The following is a 15,391-nucleotide window of genomic DNA, read 5'->3' as shown; positions in this document are numbered from 1 at the left end:
GCAATATGGCCAACAAATTAACAGATATGAGTAAAGTTCGAAAAGTACTGCCTCTACACACAAAAGAGAAAGCAAGTTATTTATCAGCAGGTATTTGTCCCCTGTCTCGTAATATAGTAAAAAAATACATTGTTCTGAAAAAGATGCTTAACCTCTGCTCTGAGAATATTGAGTTGAAGAGTGACGTTGAGATGGAGCAACTGTTCAGTAATAACCCACCCGATATAATGTCATCAAAACATCAGGACGTTTACGACTTTTTCCCTTATCTGGAGAGGTAGTTAAAGAAATATGGGGTAAACAAACTCCAAATGTAGCGCAAGTAGTACTAAAAAACACCCATGGTTTAAAGTCGACCCAATTTTGCAACCTCTACCGGGAATAGGGTAAAAAGGTAAATCAGGTTATCCAAGTGAACCATAAAGCAGGCGACAAATTGTTTATCAATTATGCAGGGGAAAACACTTGAAATTGTTGACAAGAAAACCGGGGAAGTACAGGAAATGCATTTTTTTGTAGTTATTTTCGGTGCCAGCCAGTACAGCTATGCCGAGCTTCTATGAGCCAGAAGAAAAAAATTTTATAGCTTCAGTGGAAAACGCTCTACATTTTTACGGAGGCGCCAGCAGCCATTATTGAATCTTTCCTATACAAAAATAAATGTAATGAATATTTTCGTCAGAGTAAGGATTATTTTCAAAAAATGTGGCAGTAAGAAGTCCTATTGACTCAAAGCCAAATGACAATGTTCTGAATGCTGTTTCAGGACAACTCTTCGCAATGTTACTTTGATGGAGGATCATATTTTCTTTCCGAGAAATCAACAACGGAGACAATCTAAACAACATTATGATGGGTACATCACTACACATTGCAATCAGCAATGCAAAAAGTACACTTTTAGGGATTAAAAAAATAAAAAGTAAATGCTTATGGTTATATCTGGAAAAATTTTGTTAAAAGTTAAACAGAAGAGATTTTGGTGACAGACTTTTCGACAGATTAACTGTTGTTACTACTTCAAATTGCTGATATGATAATGGATAAGGGAAATGACATTCACTTTACAATATTTGCTATTAATTTGACTCCATAACCAATGCTTCTGTTATTGTTGTTTTTACAAATATGTTTTTGTGTTAGAATGGGATTTAAATTAAAAGTCTTATAGGCTTGCTTGTAGGACCATTCTTGAATTTCTTGTCCTTAATCTTAATTTATCGTCACTATAAACTATACAAGAGACTGTATTTCGGACTGAAAATAATTTGGGAAAACTATTACTTTGCATTGGCATGAATAAATTTTCAGTGAGCATTTGTCAATATTATACCACTTACTTCGAGCATAAATCTTAAATAACTCTTGTCATTATTTTATTGTGTTAAAATAATAATCTAGTAAATTATATATATTTTTGAACTTAAAAACATAATTAGTCAAATGTTTAAAAAAAATACCAAAGATACAAAAGAACTTATTTTAAAAATTGCAATGCAGGTATTTGCAAAATATGGATTTCGGAAAACCTCAATTAATGATATTGCCCAGGCTGCATTCAAATCAAAAGGTTCAGTCCATTATTATTATAAAAATAAAAATGAGTTGTTTCAGAAAGTCGTTGAAAAAGAGTTTCAACTATTGCGCACAGAATTAGAATTAGTAGCGAAATCTGACCTAAACGGTAAAATGAAATTGACTAATTACATTATTACACGAATGAAAATTCTGAGGGAACTGTCTTACATCAATGATGCGATAAAAAATGGCTACATGGATTATGAATATTTTGCAGGAAAAATCAGGAAGAAATTCGATGATGAAGAGATTTTATTAGTAAAAGAGATAATATCAAATGGTATAATAAATGATGAGTTTGAAGAAAGGGATGAAGAGCAAACTGCCTATGTTATTGTGTCAGCACTGAAAGGACTTGAGGAACCTTTAATGGTCAATATTAAATGTAGCGAGTGTGATATAAATCTCGATTACATGATTCAGGTTTTATTAAAAGGAATTGAGAAAAGATAGATTTGTCCTAATATTGATATGAAATCAAACACATGGCAATGTAAGTTCGTAAAAGTGCTTAAAAGTTATAATGAAACTCATATCAAGGCTTTAAATATAATAATCAGAAGTTGTTTTAGAAGCTTTTCATAAAAATCAAAAAATGAATTATATCAATATATCACATATTATAAAAAACAGTAATTCGAAATTTCTAAAAAGACTACCTGGTTTCTCTATTAGAATAATTGCCTGGATTATTAGACAAGAGGAAATAAACCGGATTCTAAAAAAATATGAAGGATTTGAGGGTGTTGACTTTCTGCCAAAAATAATTGAAGAGTTGGAAATTACAGTGGAATGTGAAGGACTGGAAAATTTACCGGAAAATGGAAAATGTTTTTTTGTTGCCAATCACCCTTTCGGCCTGCTTGACGGTTTAATCCTTACAAATATTGTTGGTTCAAAATACGGACATTTAAAAGCAATCGGAAACGATGCTTTTATGTTTGTTCCAAACTTAAGACCAATAGTCTCAAATGTCAATGTATTTGGGAAAAATCCTAAAAAATACTTTGTTGAATTAAACAATGTTTTTGCTTCTGATTCACCAATAACACATTTCCCTTATGGGCTTGTATCTAGAATTTATAAACTAAAGATACAAGATAAATTCTGGCATAAAAGTTTTATTACAAAAGCAATTCAACATAAAAGAAACATTATTCCGGTGCGATTTTATGGACGAAATTCTTGTCTGTTTTATTCCATATTTTTACTCAGGCAAGTAGTAAAGATTAAAATCAATTTGGAACTGGTTTTGCTTCCACATGAACTATTTCGTAAAAGGGGAAAAACAATTAAAGTTACAATTGGTGAGATGATTCAATACAGTGATTTGCATGCATCTATGTCGCACTGGGACTGGGCACAAAAGATTCGTAATGAAGTTTATTCTTATAAAAATAATTAGTGACAAACTGTTATGAAATTAATTCATAAATTGAAAAGACATTTATCATTCAAATATCAGGAATGCATAAAACATTAAAGTAATGGATATGAAAAAAAATGTAGCACTGGTTTTGGGCAGTGGCGGAGCAAGAGGCTTGGCTCACATTGGTGTAATTAACGAACTTGAAAAACAGGGATTCAATATCACATCAGTTAGTGGCACTTCAATCGGTTCATTAATTGGTGGATTTTGTGCTATGGGGAAATTAAATGAATTGACAGAATGGCTTACTACACTTCAAAAAAAGGATGTTTACAGTTTGATGGACCCCACCTTAAGCACGAATGGTCTGTTAAAGGCTGAAAAGGTTTTTAGAAAATTGAATACAATAATTCCGGATGTTCTTATTGAAGAGATGAATATTCCGTTTGCGGCAGTTGCAACCGATGTAATAAACAGAGAAGAAGTTATATTTACCATAGGTAGTTTTTATAAAGCTGCGAGAGCATCTATTGCAATCCCCACAATTATTACACCAGTTATATCAGAAAACAGTATTCTTGTTGATGGAGGATTGCTTAATCCAATCCCAGCCAATCGGGTAAAAAGAACAGAAGGCGATATTTTAGTTGTTGTTAATTTGTATGACAGCAATAACCCGGATATATTGTTGTATGAAGAAGACGTTAAGAAACATCTTGCTCCTCAAAAATCATCGATTAGTAATTTAATTATCCTGAACAATAGCATAAATAATATTATAAAGAGAATACAGGACTTTATTCCAACAGGTAATAAAAACAGTCAGGGTTACTATTCGCTGATTCAGTTTACAACATCTGCAATGCTTGAACAGATATCAAAATTATCTCTTGAATTGAATAAACCTGATATACTAATAAATATTCCTTTTGATGCAGCTAGAACGTTTGAATTTTACAAGGCAAAGGAGTTGATTGAAGCAGGAAGGAAGGCTGCACGATTTAGTATCAACCAGTACAATATTCAGAGTGAGAAATATGCTGATAACCATGGGAATAAACAAGGATGAAAAAATCATATGACAGAAAAATATTTACAATTAAAATGCTTGGAATGGATTTAAAATTTCTTTTAAGTGCATGGTCTAAAATCATCGGCATTAATCGTAATAAGAAGATAAACAAAGCCTTTACGGAAAAAATAATGACAATTGTCACTGCTGTTAACGGATGCACTTATTGTACCTGGTTTCATGCAAAACAAGCAGTTTCAAGTGGGATAAGTAAGGAAGAAGTAAGAAGAATGCTTCAGCTCCAATTTCATGCAGATGCAACCGATTTTGAAATACCAGCTTTGCTTTATGCACAACATTATGCCGAAACAGACAGAAATCCTGATAAAGAAATGACTTTCAAACTATTTGAATATTACGGAGACAAAACTGCCAACCATATAATTATAATTATCAGGATTATTTTTTTTGGCAACTTAACGGGAAACACTTTTGATGCTTTTATAAGCAGATTAAACGGGATTCCCGCCAAAAACAGCAATAAAATCTTTGAGTTTATTTTCTTCATAGTAACTGCACCACTTTTATTACCACTTATCCCATTTACAAAAAAATACAGAAACCCGAATTTTTAAAAGAATTTAATTAGTTTAAAGATGAATAAGATAACAGCAATAGTTTGCACCTATAACGAAGAGAAAACAATAGAAGAAGTTGCCTCTACCGTGGCTGACTATTTTTTCGATGAAGTCATTATTGTTAATGACGGGTCAACTGACAAAACGGATTACATATTGAAAAGAATAAGTAAATATTACAATTTTAAATACATTGTATTACCTGAGAATAAAGGAAAAGGATTTGCCATGGCAACAGGCATCCAAAATACAAATGGTGATATAATAATGTTTATTGATGCGGACTTGTCAAAACTTCGAGAAGGACATTTCTTAAAATTAATTACGCCGATAAAAAACAAGGAGGCTGACATGGTACTTGGCCAACCAACAGAAACATTGATAAATTACCGGATAAATCCCTTTAAATCATTTACAGGCCAGCGTTGTCTTTTAAAAGAAGATATCCTTCCCATTTTGAAAATTGAAAGAAATACGATTTGGGGTAGAGACATTAATTAACCACTACTACATGTCTGAAGGTAAAAAGGTTAAATATGTATTGCTTCCGGGCTCATCCATCCGACAAAGTTTGATAAATCCTCCTCGTCAAAAGCAATAGAAGAATTTTTTAAAGAAGGATATCAAGTTGCATTTACAGCATTAGAAAATTTCAATCTGTTCGCAAAAGCAGTAATCAACAAATTCAATTAAGTAACAACTCTTTAATTTTAGAACAACACTTAATGCTTTTAAAAAAAAATAAAACCAATTACTAATTAAGAATATAATATTTGGAAATTGGGCCGGAATAGTAACATAAAAAGATGTTAATGGAACATAAAGATGCCATAAGGGTACTGAATTCAATTTTAAGTACAAAAGAAAAGGAAATTCTCATTAGAATTGCCCGAAAATTACCTTCATGGATAAATTCCGACCATTTAACCTGGCTTGGTTTGTTCGGAGCAGTTATCTCGGGAGTTGGATATTTTCTTTCAAATTGGGGAGATGGTTTTCTATGGCTTTCTTCCATGGGGTTTGTTATTAACTGGTTTGGCGATAGCCTGGATGGGACACTTGCGCGGATAAGAAACCGACAACGCCCGGTTTATGGCTTCTTTCTTGATCATAATATAGATGGGATAACTGCTTTTCTTATTTGCATTGGGGCGGGAACATCCCCTTATGTGTCGTTTTCATCTGCATTGCTTTTACTTGCCGGTTATTACTTATTATCAATTTTTACATACATTAATACTTATCTCAAAGGCGAATTTAAAATATCGTACGGAAATCTTGGACCTACGGAATTGAGAATAGTTATTATCCTGATCAATACTTTGTTTATCATTATGCCAGACCGTAATTACGGAATTGATCACTGGGGGGTGTACGTACATTTATATGACTATTTTGTCCTTGGAATTGCACTAATTCTTTTTGGTATTTTCTTTTTTAATTTTCTGAAAGAAAAAAAGAGATTCGGAAAAATAGATCCCCCTCATAAGGCATAAATCTTAATATTTTACTATTAAAGTGACTTCCAATGGGATTATAATTTTTAAAACTTATACCGACTCACTTTGCAAACATTGCCAAAATCCAACAAGCCAACGCTGCAACCAAAAATTTGTCAAAGAGTGCCCTTTTACCAACCTACAATCAAAAGTATTATTATCTTTAATTGGATATGAAAAACAAAAAAATAAACACAACAAACAAACTTGGAGAAGAATTAACATTTAAAATTTCTCGGTTTGAAGAACCCATAAAAAATGTAAAACCGCACAAACATAATGAGTACTACGAACTAATATTTTTAAGCGAAGGAGAAGGATTTCATACCATCGAATCGAAAAGATACATAATGTCAACGCCTGAGTTTTACTTTTTAAAACCAAGACAATTGCATTTCTGGGAAACGACATCAGTTTCCAAAGGTTTTATTATTCTTTTTAAAGATTTAGAGTTTAAAGAAATAATAGAAAGTGATTTAATTAACCTTTACAGGCTATTAAGCGAAAACACGAGAATCACTATTCCGGGTGGGAAATACCCTGAGTACATTCTGAATGATATTTTAAATGAATTCGACTTAAATACAAAGTATTCAAAACGTATTATTCATGGACTGCTTAGTGTGCTATTAGCTAAACTATTACAGCTTTTAGAAATAAATCCGCACAAATCAAACCTGCCGATATCGCTTTTTGACAAATTCCAACAACTTTTAATGAAAGAAAGCCCGCGTCTTCATAAAGTGAATGATTATGCAAATTTACTTAACACAACGCCCCAGAACCTGAACGCAATTTGCCGGAAACAAGTAAACCGGAATGCAAGCGAAATGATAAACTATCAATTATTGCTCGAAGCGAAAAGATATATTTTACACACTGATAATACGATTAATGAAATAACAGACATTCTATATTTTTCAGACACATCGAATTTTATAAAGTTCTTTAAGAAACATGAAGGATTAACACCCATTCAATTCAGGGAGAAATATTTTCATTAATACCATTTTGGCATCTTATTATACCACGATTGTTTCGTGACTACTGCATACTTTTGCTGTTTCGTTAATAGAGTTTCTTATGAAGAAAGCAAAAATATTAGGATTAGATAAAAATGTGTTTTTTGTTGGATTGACAAGTTTCTTTACCGACACATCGGTTAAAATGATTTATAGTGTGATGCCACTATTCCTATTATCCATTGGAGCATCTAAAGCCTCAATAGGCTTGATTGAAGGAATTGCTGAAAGTACAGCATCTTTGCTTAAAGCATTTTCCGGATATTGGAGCGATAAGATAGGCAAAAACAAACCTTTTCTGATTATTGGATATGGGATTACAGCTTTGGTAACCCCATTATATGCTTTAGCCAAAATTCCAGTCCATGTTTTGTTTCTTCGATTTTTTGAACGCATTGGAAAAGGGGTGAGAGTCGCACCAAGGGATAGTCTTATTAGTGGTTCGGTGCAAAAGGATGAAATAGGTAAAAGTTTTGGATTTCACAAGGCAATGGATAATAGCGGGGCTATTATTGGGCCATTGCTTGCCGCCTTTCTATTAATAATATTTCCATTTAATTACGCTAACATTTTTTTATTGGCAACAATTCCTGCAATTATGGGCGTATTGACTATTGTGTTTTTTATAAAAGAAGCAAAGTCAGAAAAAAAAGAAAAAAACACAACTAAAATCTCCCTAAAACAATTGCCTAAAAAATTCTATTTTTTTCTTACCATCATTTTTGTATTTACCCTTGGAAATTCTTCTGTTTCTTTATTGCTTGTTAAAACTGCAGAAACTGGGATAAATGAATCATATATTCCTTTTATGTTTATGATTACCGCCATAGTATCTGTATTTTTTGCTATGCCTATCGGAAAATTGTCGGATAGAATTGGTCGCGAGAAACTCATTATCATTGGCTTCTTTGTTTATGTAGTAGTGTACTATTTATTTGGTAGGTTTAATAACATTAGTATATTCATATTTTCATTTGCATTATATGGCTTCTTTCTCGCATTGACGGAGGGCACCCAGAAAGCAATGATTTCAGATATTGTAAGTAAGGATTTAACAGGGACAGCTTATGGAATTTATTCTGCAATACTTGGGATTGCTTTATTACCTGCAAGTTTAATTGCAGGTTTATTATATGATAAAGTAAATTCAAATGCACCGTTTTATTTTGGCTCTGTAATGGCGCTATTGGCAACTTTCCTAATGTTAGCATTTACTATCATATCTAAAATGCACAAGGAGTAAAATTTAGTTTCTTCGTAATTAAAACTGATTGATGCACTTGTTGTTTTTCAATGATAGGTTTGTATTAATAAAAATTCTATATTTGACTAATTAAACAAAATGGTCAAATATAATGGCAAAACCAGAAATCAAATCGATAATAATAAGTGCTGCCACTCAGTATTTTTCAAAATTTGGGTTTTATAAAACAACGATGGATGAGATTGCAAAACACATCCATAAAGCAAAGGGAGTTTTATATTATCACTATAATAGCAAGGAAGAATTATTTAACGAAGTATTAAAGCAGGAGCTTAGTACGGTAAAATCTGAGTTACAGAAAGTTGTTAATTCTGATGAAGATGCTTTAACAGTTCTTAGTAACTACTTTTTTAAAAGGCTTGAGTTATTGCATGAATCTGTAAATTACCATGAAACTTTGAAAGCCGATTTTTTTGAAAAATATCATTTTGTGGAGGAAGTGAGGGAAGACTTTGCCGCATTTGAGAGAAATAACTTTTATCAGATGCTCAAAAAAGGTGAGGAAGAGGGTGTATTGCAATTTAATAATATTGACTCAACAGTAAATATGCTATTAATGCTGGTTAATAGCATGGAAGTACCGTTATTTCTGCAAAATAAATATTCTGAGTACATTCATACAATCAAAGAACTTGCAGAATTTCTTGTAAAGGGATTAAAATCTTAATAATTTATTAACTCAATTTGACTAAAAGTGTTTTTTAGTCAAATATTGTTATATATTTGCATTGACTATAGAACATTATTAGTCAAATATTATGTCTTATTGTGACATAAAACATAAGAATACAATTAGAATTAATTAATAAAAAGTGAATACAATGAAACAATTAAATTGGTTTTTTGCCTTAGGCGCATTAATCCTTGCCGGTTGCAGTACCGGAAATTCAAACAGTGAAAAAGTTGTGCGGGAGAAAGGCATTCCTGTTAAAGTTAGTGAAATCGGTAAAAGTATTAATAACACCGATCATATGTATATTGGAACCATTGAAGAATCCTTTTCTGTTCCTCTTAGTTTCTTGGTTACCGGAACTGCAGAAAAAGTCCTTGTGGATGAAGGACAAATGGTAAAAAAAGGCCAGTTACTGGCAGTCCTTAACAGTGAGAGTTATCAAAATATGTATCAGGTTGCATTATCAAAAGCTAAACAGGCTGAGGATGCATATAACCGGCTGGAACCTATGTATAAAAAAGGTAGCCTTCCTGAGATTAAATACGTGGAAATAAAAACCGGTTTAGAGCAAGCTCATTCATTGGCTTCAATTTCAGAAAAAAATCTTAATGATTGTAATCTTTATGCACCTGCTGATGGGATAGTAGGCAGAAGGACGATAGAACCAGGTATGAGTATTATTCCTGGCAACCCGGTTTTTCAATTGGTAAAGATTGACAAAGTAAATGTAAAAATACCTATCCCGGAAAATGAAATTTCCGGAATACAAAAGGGGCAGGAAGCATATGTAAAAGTAAGTGCTTTAGGTGACCGGCATTTTGAAGGAGAGGTAACAGAAGTTGGTGTATTGTCGAACCCTCTTTCTCATACCTATAATATTAAAGTTGTACTAAATAACCCGGACAAGTTATTAAAACCCGGAATGGTCTGTAAAGTAAACATAAGCAATCCATCACTTGAAGAACGGATTGTTATCCCAATGTCCGCTGTTCAGGTTGGAAAGAACAATAGTAAATATGTTTTTATCGCCAATCCTTCATCAAATAAAATTACAACAAAGATTGTTGAATTGGGTCCTATTGCCAGTAACGGAGTAGTAGTAAATAATGGTTTATCTAACGGTGATTTGCTGGTCACCGAAGGCTATCAGAAAATCAATGAAAATTCAACCATTAAAATCATCAAATAGCTATGAAAAGGATTGGAATTGTAGAATCTGCCATGCGCCACAGGCAGATAGTACTTTTAATTGCATCACTTTTGGCAATATTAGGCGTATATGCATTATTTGTAATGCCCAAACAGGAGTTTCCAACATTTACCATTCGTCAGGGACTAGTAATTGGAGTTTATCCTGGTGCCAGTTCCGAAGAAGTTGAGCAACAATTGACCACAAAAGTTGAAAGATACTTGTTCAGCTATGAAGAAATTGATAAAACAAAAACTTATTCGGAGTCGAAGGACGGTATGATGATCATTTATGTAACACTAAATGATGATATAAAAAACTCGGATGATTTTTGGGCAAAACTAAATGATGGCCTGGGGAAATTTAAAACAGAACTACCTTCCGGTGTATTGGCTTTGCTCTCGAACAATGACTTTGGCGATACTTCAGCATTGCTTATTACAATCGAATCATCCGACCATAAATCGTACAGGGAACTGGAAAATTACATGAATGAACTGGAAAGTCGCCTAAGAAGGATTGAATCAGTATCAAAACTGCGCCATTATGGGTTACATAATGAACAAATTACAATTTATCTCGATAAAGAAAAGCTGACAAATTACGGAATTAGCTCCGCGACCCTTTTAGGAAGTTTGTTTACCCAGGGATTTACCACAATGAGTGGTACAGTCGAAAACGATGAGTACAATGCACCAATCCATATTGCACCTTCATTCGATAACGAACAGGATATTGCCGAACAGATAATCTACGCCGACCCTACCGGGAATATAATACGGCTTAAGGATGTTGCCCGAATTGTTCGGGAGTATCCTAAACCTGACAGTTATATTATGAATAACGGGAATACATGTTTATTGATTTCTTTGGAGATGCAGCCCGGAGACAATATTGTGAAGTATGGTAAAGAAGTAGATGGAGTATTGGAACAATTTCAATCGGAATTACCGGAGGATGTCAGTATTGAACGTATTGCCAATCAATCGCAGGTAGTAGGCCATTCTATTACCACTTTTTTGAAGGAAATGATGTTTGCCATCATCGCTGTGATACTGGTAACCATGATACTGATGCCATTTCGTATTGCCGCAGTTGCTGCAACTTCTATTCCTATCACCATATTTATCACATTAGGCCTCATGTTTCTTTTTGGAATGGAGTTGAATGTTGTAACCCTTGCAGCATTAATAGTTATGCTGGGAATTATTGTGGACAACTCTATTGTAATTATTGACAGCTACATGGTTAAACTCGACCAGGGGATGTCGCGCTGGAATGCAGCAATCAGCAGTGCTGAAGGATTTTTTAAAGCCATTTTTTCAGCTACTTTGGCTATCAGTATCACTTTTTTCCCGTTTCTGTTTACGTTGAAGGGGCTATTTCATGATTTCGTACAATTATTTCCATGGACTGTTACAATTACCTTAACCATATCATTATTGGTGGCAATGTTGATTATCCCATTCACTCAATACTTTTTTATCAGAAAAGGCTTGGAAGGAACAAACAAAAAAGACAGGCATAACTTTCTGGATGTCGTTCAGAAGTCGTATGAAAAATGGTTAGGAAGGGCATTCAAACATCCTAAAATAACAATTGGGATTGGGATTATTTCTGTGTTGGTCGGCATTGCGTTGTTTGTAACGCTTCCAGTACGGTTACTACCAATTGCAGAACGTAACCAATTTGCCGTTGAAATTTACCTGCCACAGGGGAGTACACTTGAAGAAACCGTGTTTGTAACCGATAGTCTTGAACGAATACTTCAAAAAGATGAGCGCGTGGTATCAGTTACAGCATTTAACGGAACCAGTTCTCCACGTTTTCATGCTACCTATGCCTCGAAATTGCCAGCTAAGAATTATGCTCAGTTTATAGTCAATACACACTCGGATAAAGAAACAGAAGCCTTACTGGATGACTACTCCACTAAATATGCGAATTTTTTCCCCAATGCTTATGTGCGGTTTAAACAATTGGATTATGAACAAGCTTCAAATCCGATTCAGGTACGACTTACCGGGACTAATTTGGATGATTTGAAATCCTCAGCAGATTCGTTGGCTGCCAAAATGAGGGAAATTGAAGGATTAACATGGGTACATACCGATTTCGGGGAAATGTTACCAGGAACTCAGGTAGATATAAATGAAATTGAAGCCAACCGTTTGGGAATAACAAAAACCACAGTTGCCACCAACCTGGCCCTGCGTTTTAACGGACTGCCATTGACTACTTTGTGGGAAGGCGACTACTCCATTCCTGTAAAACTGAAATCGGAACGCGAACGTGACCCACAGATTGATGATATTGAAAACGAATACATTCATTCAATAATTCCGGGAGTTTCAGTTCCGTTACGTCAAATTGCTGAAGTTAAGCCCGACTGGACACAAGGGCAAATTGTCCGGAGAAATGGTGTACGTACAATAACAGTACAATCAGATGTTGTTCGCGGTTACAACATAAATAAAGCCACGAGGGAAGTCAAAGAGATAGTTTATAACCAATCATTCCCATCTGGTGTGAGTATCGAATATGGGGGGTCGGATGAAAGAGATACCGAAATCTTGCCGCAAGTTCTTGGTGGATTATTTATGGCAGTATTTATCATTTTTCTGATACTGGTTTTTCATTTCAAAAAAATTAACCTGGCGCTTTTGGTACTTGGTTCCGCATCGTTGAGCATTGTTGGGGCTGTTTTAGGCATGTTGATTTTTGGCCATGAATTTGGTGTAACATCCATACTCGGTATTGTAAGCTTAATAGGAATCATTGTACGTAACGGCATAATTATGCTTGATTATGCCGAAGAGCTACGATATAAAGAGAATAAAACGATACTTGAAGCTGCATTTGAAGCAGGCAAAAGAAGGATGCGCCCTATTTTTCTTACTTCTGCTGCTGCCTCAATGGGAGTTGTCCCGATGATTCTTGGCAAAAGTGTCCTTTGGTCTCCGATGGGGACAGTTATCTTTTTCGGTACATTAACTTCTATGGTATTTATTGTAATGATACTTCCTGTGTCCTATTGGTTGATTTTCAGGAAAGTGGATAAAAACAAGAAGAAAATCACAATAGCTGAGCTTTTAAATAATTCTAAAATAAAACCGGCATTATTAACACTTGTCCTATTATTTGGCCTGGCACCGGTACTTTCTGCTCAAAATCAACATAATTATACGCTGGAGCAATGTAAAACGCTGGCATTACAAAATAATGCCCAGATTAAAAACAAGGTGCTGGATGTAGAATCTTCAAAAGAGGTAAAAAAGGCTGCATACACCAAATATTTTCCACAGGTTGATGCAACTGCGTTTGCATATAAGTTTTCCGATCCATTAATAAATATGGAAATGGCCGGTGGAAATCTTCCCGTATATGATGGAAATCCGGCTAATCTGCCAACGGCAACACAATTTGCTTATTTCCCCGGAGCTTCAATTCCACTTATCGAAGAAGGAGCAATAGGAATGGCTACAGCTACTCAGCCTGTTTATGCCGGGCAACGAATTTCAACAGGGAACAAGTCAGCTAGCCTGGGCATTGAAGTTAGTGAATTGCAATTAAAATCAACTGAAAAAGAGATTGCCCTGGAAACTGAAAGAAGATACTGGCAAATTGTTTCGCTTGGTGAAAAAAAGAAAACCCTCGAAGAATATATACTATTGGTTGACACTTTACATGAAGAAGTGAACGATGCTTTAGAGGCTGGGTTAATTACACAAAATGATTTACTAAAAGTTGAACTCAAACAGAACGAGCTCAAAATGAATCATCTGAAGTTGGGAAATGGAATAGAACTCGCTAAAATGGCATTCTGCCAGTATATCGGTATAGAATATGATAAAAATATAAGCTTTATTGACAGCGTAGGATTAATCGAACCATTGGAACTCATTTATACCGACCATCAGGAAGCTTTATATAACAGAGAAGAATTTAGACTGCTACAGAAAAGTACCGAAGCAGAAAAGTACATGACAAAAATGCAAAAAGGTGAGTATATGCCGCAGGTAGCAGTTGGTGCAGGGGCATTATACCTCGATATTATGGATGATGACGGCTCAGCGTTAGGAATGGCCTTTGGAACAGTGAAAATTCCGATTTCCGGGTGGTGGGAAGCGAATCATAAAATGAAAGAACGCCGGATAAAAGAAGAGCAAAATAGGAATATGGTCAAAGACAATACTGAAAAACTACTGCTTCAGATGCAACAAGGCCGTAATTCCCTTAACGAAGCTTTTGAGCAGATTCATCTGGCTGAAGAATCAATTCACCAGGCAAAAGAAAACCTAAGAGTAACACAGGATAGTTATTCCGCAGGTGTGGTTAATATCTCTGATTTACTTGATGCACAGGCACAGTTGCAGCAGTCAAACGATATGTATATTGAAACACTGACGCAATATAAGATTGCTAAGGTAAATTATATGAAGATCACAGGACGATAATGTGTTTGAATGATAAAAATTAGAATAAAAATAAATTCATTATCCAAATATAAATTACGCTATATGAAAGCAATAAAAAAATTAATCATGGCCATATATTTTTTGATGGCAGTAAGTATGGCCTACGGACAAATCCAATTTGGCGTAACTGCTGGAATTGGTGGGGCAACCCAATCTGATTTTGGCAATATCTATGACAATGATGACCTGTATACCAGTTTTAATGCAGGAATAACTACCAGAAAATCCTTTAATGAAACTTTTGCCATAAAGACAAATTTTCTCTATACATCAAAAGGCAGGTCTTTCGATGTTTTAAAAGATGGGGAACCTCAGAAGCAAAAGGATAAATATAGTTACCTGATGCTTCCTGTTAAAGCGGAGTATTCAATCCCCGTATTTAATAATCGGTTGTTTGCAGCAGCAGGACCTTATGCCGGTTTATTGTTAGACGCCAACCAGAAAATTGATGGTATTTCTACTGAAATTGACGACACAAAAGATATTGATTTTGGATTGGCTTTTGAACTAGGTTATAGTAAGCTTTTAAAAAATAGTGAATTACTATTTTCTATTAGTTATGATATGGGATTATCGAAGATTATTGACAATGAAGATGATCTTAGGAACAAGGCATTGTGCGTTAATGCCGGTTTGTTCTTTTAGGGATTATATAGTAAAGAATTAATC

General features: G+C 34.4%; 13 protein-coding genes. All 13 read left to right on the top strand.

Translation table 11 applies throughout. The features are described 5' to 3' along the window. The first annotated feature begins 26 nt into the window (after nt 1–26). The 13 genes from GM418_RS23140 (at nt 27) to GM418_RS23080 (ending at nt 15,367) form a co-directional block, all read left to right on the top strand. The gene (locus GM418_RS23140) at nt 27–281 is read left to right on the top strand and encodes a hypothetical protein (RefSeq protein WP_158869578.1); all 255 of its coding nucleotides are present in this window, start codon (nt 27–29) and stop codon (nt 279–281) included. 1,162 nt (nt 282–1,443) lie between these two features. After that, nucleotides 1,444–2,031, top strand: coding sequence for a TetR/AcrR family transcriptional regulator (locus GM418_RS23135; protein ID WP_158869577.1), 588 nt, complete (start codon nt 1,444–1,446; stop codon nt 2,029–2,031). Between the two features lie 142 nt (nt 2,032–2,173). Next, nucleotides 2,174–2,983 carry a 1-acyl-sn-glycerol-3-phosphate acyltransferase gene (glsA, locus tag GM418_RS23130; RefSeq protein WP_158869576.1) on the top strand — a complete coding sequence of 270 codons (810 nt, stop codon included), beginning with the start codon at nt 2,174–2,176 and terminating at the stop codon, nt 2,981–2,983. Nucleotides 2,984–3,071: 88 nt separating this feature from the next. After that, the gene (locus tag GM418_RS23125; RefSeq protein ID WP_158869575.1) at nt 3,072–4,016 is read left to right on the top strand and encodes a patatin-like phospholipase family protein; all 945 of its coding nucleotides are present in this window, start codon (nt 3,072–3,074) and stop codon (nt 4,014–4,016) included. Nucleotides 4,017–4,060: 44 nt separating this feature from the next. Next, nucleotides 4,061–4,594 carry a carboxymuconolactone decarboxylase family protein gene (locus GM418_RS23120; RefSeq protein ID WP_158869574.1) on the top strand — a complete coding sequence of 178 codons (534 nt, stop codon included), beginning with the start codon at nt 4,061–4,063 and terminating at the stop codon, nt 4,592–4,594. A gap of 21 nt (nt 4,595–4,615) precedes the next feature. Beyond that, a complete protein-coding gene (locus tag GM418_RS23115) occupies nt 4,616–5,098 on the top strand; it encodes a glycosyltransferase family 2 protein (protein ID WP_158869573.1) in 483 nt (160 codons plus the stop codon). Nucleotides 5,099–5,409: 311 nt separating this feature from the next. Next, complete coding sequence (locus GM418_RS23110) at nt 5,410–6,093, top strand: CDP-alcohol phosphatidyltransferase family protein (protein ID WP_158869572.1); 684 nt, start codon at nt 5,410–5,412, stop codon at nt 6,091–6,093. Nucleotides 6,094–6,269: 176 nt separating this feature from the next. Continuing rightward, the gene (locus GM418_RS23105) at nt 6,270–7,100 is read left to right on the top strand and encodes an AraC family transcriptional regulator (RefSeq protein ID WP_158869571.1); all 831 of its coding nucleotides are present in this window, start codon (nt 6,270–6,272) and stop codon (nt 7,098–7,100) included. A gap of 79 nt (nt 7,101–7,179) precedes the next feature. Next, a complete protein-coding gene (locus tag GM418_RS23100) occupies nt 7,180–8,361 on the top strand; it encodes an MFS transporter (RefSeq protein WP_158869570.1) in 1,182 nt (393 codons plus the stop codon). Nucleotides 8,362–8,473: 112 nt separating this feature from the next. Beyond that, the gene (locus GM418_RS23095) at nt 8,474–9,049 is read left to right on the top strand and encodes a TetR/AcrR family transcriptional regulator (RefSeq protein WP_158869548.1); all 576 of its coding nucleotides are present in this window, start codon (nt 8,474–8,476) and stop codon (nt 9,047–9,049) included. 154 nt (nt 9,050–9,203) lie between these two features. Further along, nucleotides 9,204–10,244 carry an efflux RND transporter periplasmic adaptor subunit gene (locus tag GM418_RS23090; RefSeq protein WP_158869569.1) on the top strand — a complete coding sequence of 347 codons (1,041 nt, stop codon included), beginning with the start codon at nt 9,204–9,206 and terminating at the stop codon, nt 10,242–10,244. Nucleotides 10,245–10,246: 2 nt separating this feature from the next. After that, the gene (locus GM418_RS23085; protein WP_217447572.1) at nt 10,247–14,701 is read left to right on the top strand and encodes an efflux RND transporter permease subunit; all 4,455 of its coding nucleotides are present in this window, start codon (nt 10,247–10,249) and stop codon (nt 14,699–14,701) included. Nucleotides 14,702–14,764: 63 nt separating this feature from the next. Next, nucleotides 14,765–15,367 carry a porin family protein gene (locus tag GM418_RS23080; RefSeq protein ID WP_158869568.1) on the top strand — a complete coding sequence of 201 codons (603 nt, stop codon included), beginning with the start codon at nt 14,765–14,767 and terminating at the stop codon, nt 15,365–15,367. Nucleotides 15,368–15,391: the final 24 nt, after the last annotated feature.

Source organism: Maribellus comscasis, from assembly GCF_009762775.1.
Classification (GTDB): Bacteria; Bacteroidota; Bacteroidia; order Bacteroidales; family Prolixibacteraceae; genus Draconibacterium; species Draconibacterium comscasis.
The sequence above is the reverse complement of the archived record's forward strand: the minus strand, read 5'-3'. Positions and strand labels throughout refer to the sequence as shown.

Excerpts from the sequence above, each read along its gene's own strand:
- GM418_RS23090 (WP_158869569.1), top strand. The coding sequence starts at position 9,204 with ATGAAACAATTAAATTGGTTTTTTGCCTTAGGCGCATTAATCCTTGCC.
- GM418_RS23100 (WP_158869570.1), top strand. The coding sequence starts at position 7,180 with ATGAAGAAAGCAAAAATATTAGGATTAGATAAAAATGTGTTTTTTGTT.
- GM418_RS23105 (WP_158869571.1), top strand. The coding sequence starts at position 6,270 with ATGAAAAACAAAAAAATAAACACAACAAACAAACTTGGAGAAGAATTA.
- GM418_RS23095 (WP_158869548.1), top strand. The coding sequence starts at position 8,474 with ATGGCAAAACCAGAAATCAAATCGATAATAATAAGTGCTGCCACTCAG.
- GM418_RS23125 (WP_158869575.1), top strand. The coding sequence starts at position 3,072 with ATGAAAAAAAATGTAGCACTGGTTTTGGGCAGTGGCGGAGCAAGAGGC.
- GM418_RS23135 (WP_158869577.1), top strand. The coding sequence starts at position 1,444 with ATGTTTAAAAAAAATACCAAAGATACAAAAGAACTTATTTTAAAAATT.
- GM418_RS23140 (WP_158869578.1), top strand. The coding sequence starts at position 27 with ATGAGTAAAGTTCGAAAAGTACTGCCTCTACACACAAAAGAGAAAGCA.
- GM418_RS23080 (WP_158869568.1), top strand. The coding sequence starts at position 14,765 with ATGAAAGCAATAAAAAAATTAATCATGGCCATATATTTTTTGATGGCA.
- GM418_RS23115 (WP_158869573.1), top strand. The coding sequence starts at position 4,616 with ATGAATAAGATAACAGCAATAGTTTGCACCTATAACGAAGAGAAAACA.
- glsA (WP_158869576.1), top strand. The coding sequence starts at position 2,174 with ATGAATTATATCAATATATCACATATTATAAAAAACAGTAATTCGAAA.
- GM418_RS23085 (WP_217447572.1), top strand. The coding sequence starts at position 10,247 with ATGAAAAGGATTGGAATTGTAGAATCTGCCATGCGCCACAGGCAGATA.
- GM418_RS23120 (WP_158869574.1), top strand. The coding sequence starts at position 4,061 with ATGGATTTAAAATTTCTTTTAAGTGCATGGTCTAAAATCATCGGCATT.
- GM418_RS23110 (WP_158869572.1), top strand. The coding sequence starts at position 5,410 with ATGGAACATAAAGATGCCATAAGGGTACTGAATTCAATTTTAAGTACA.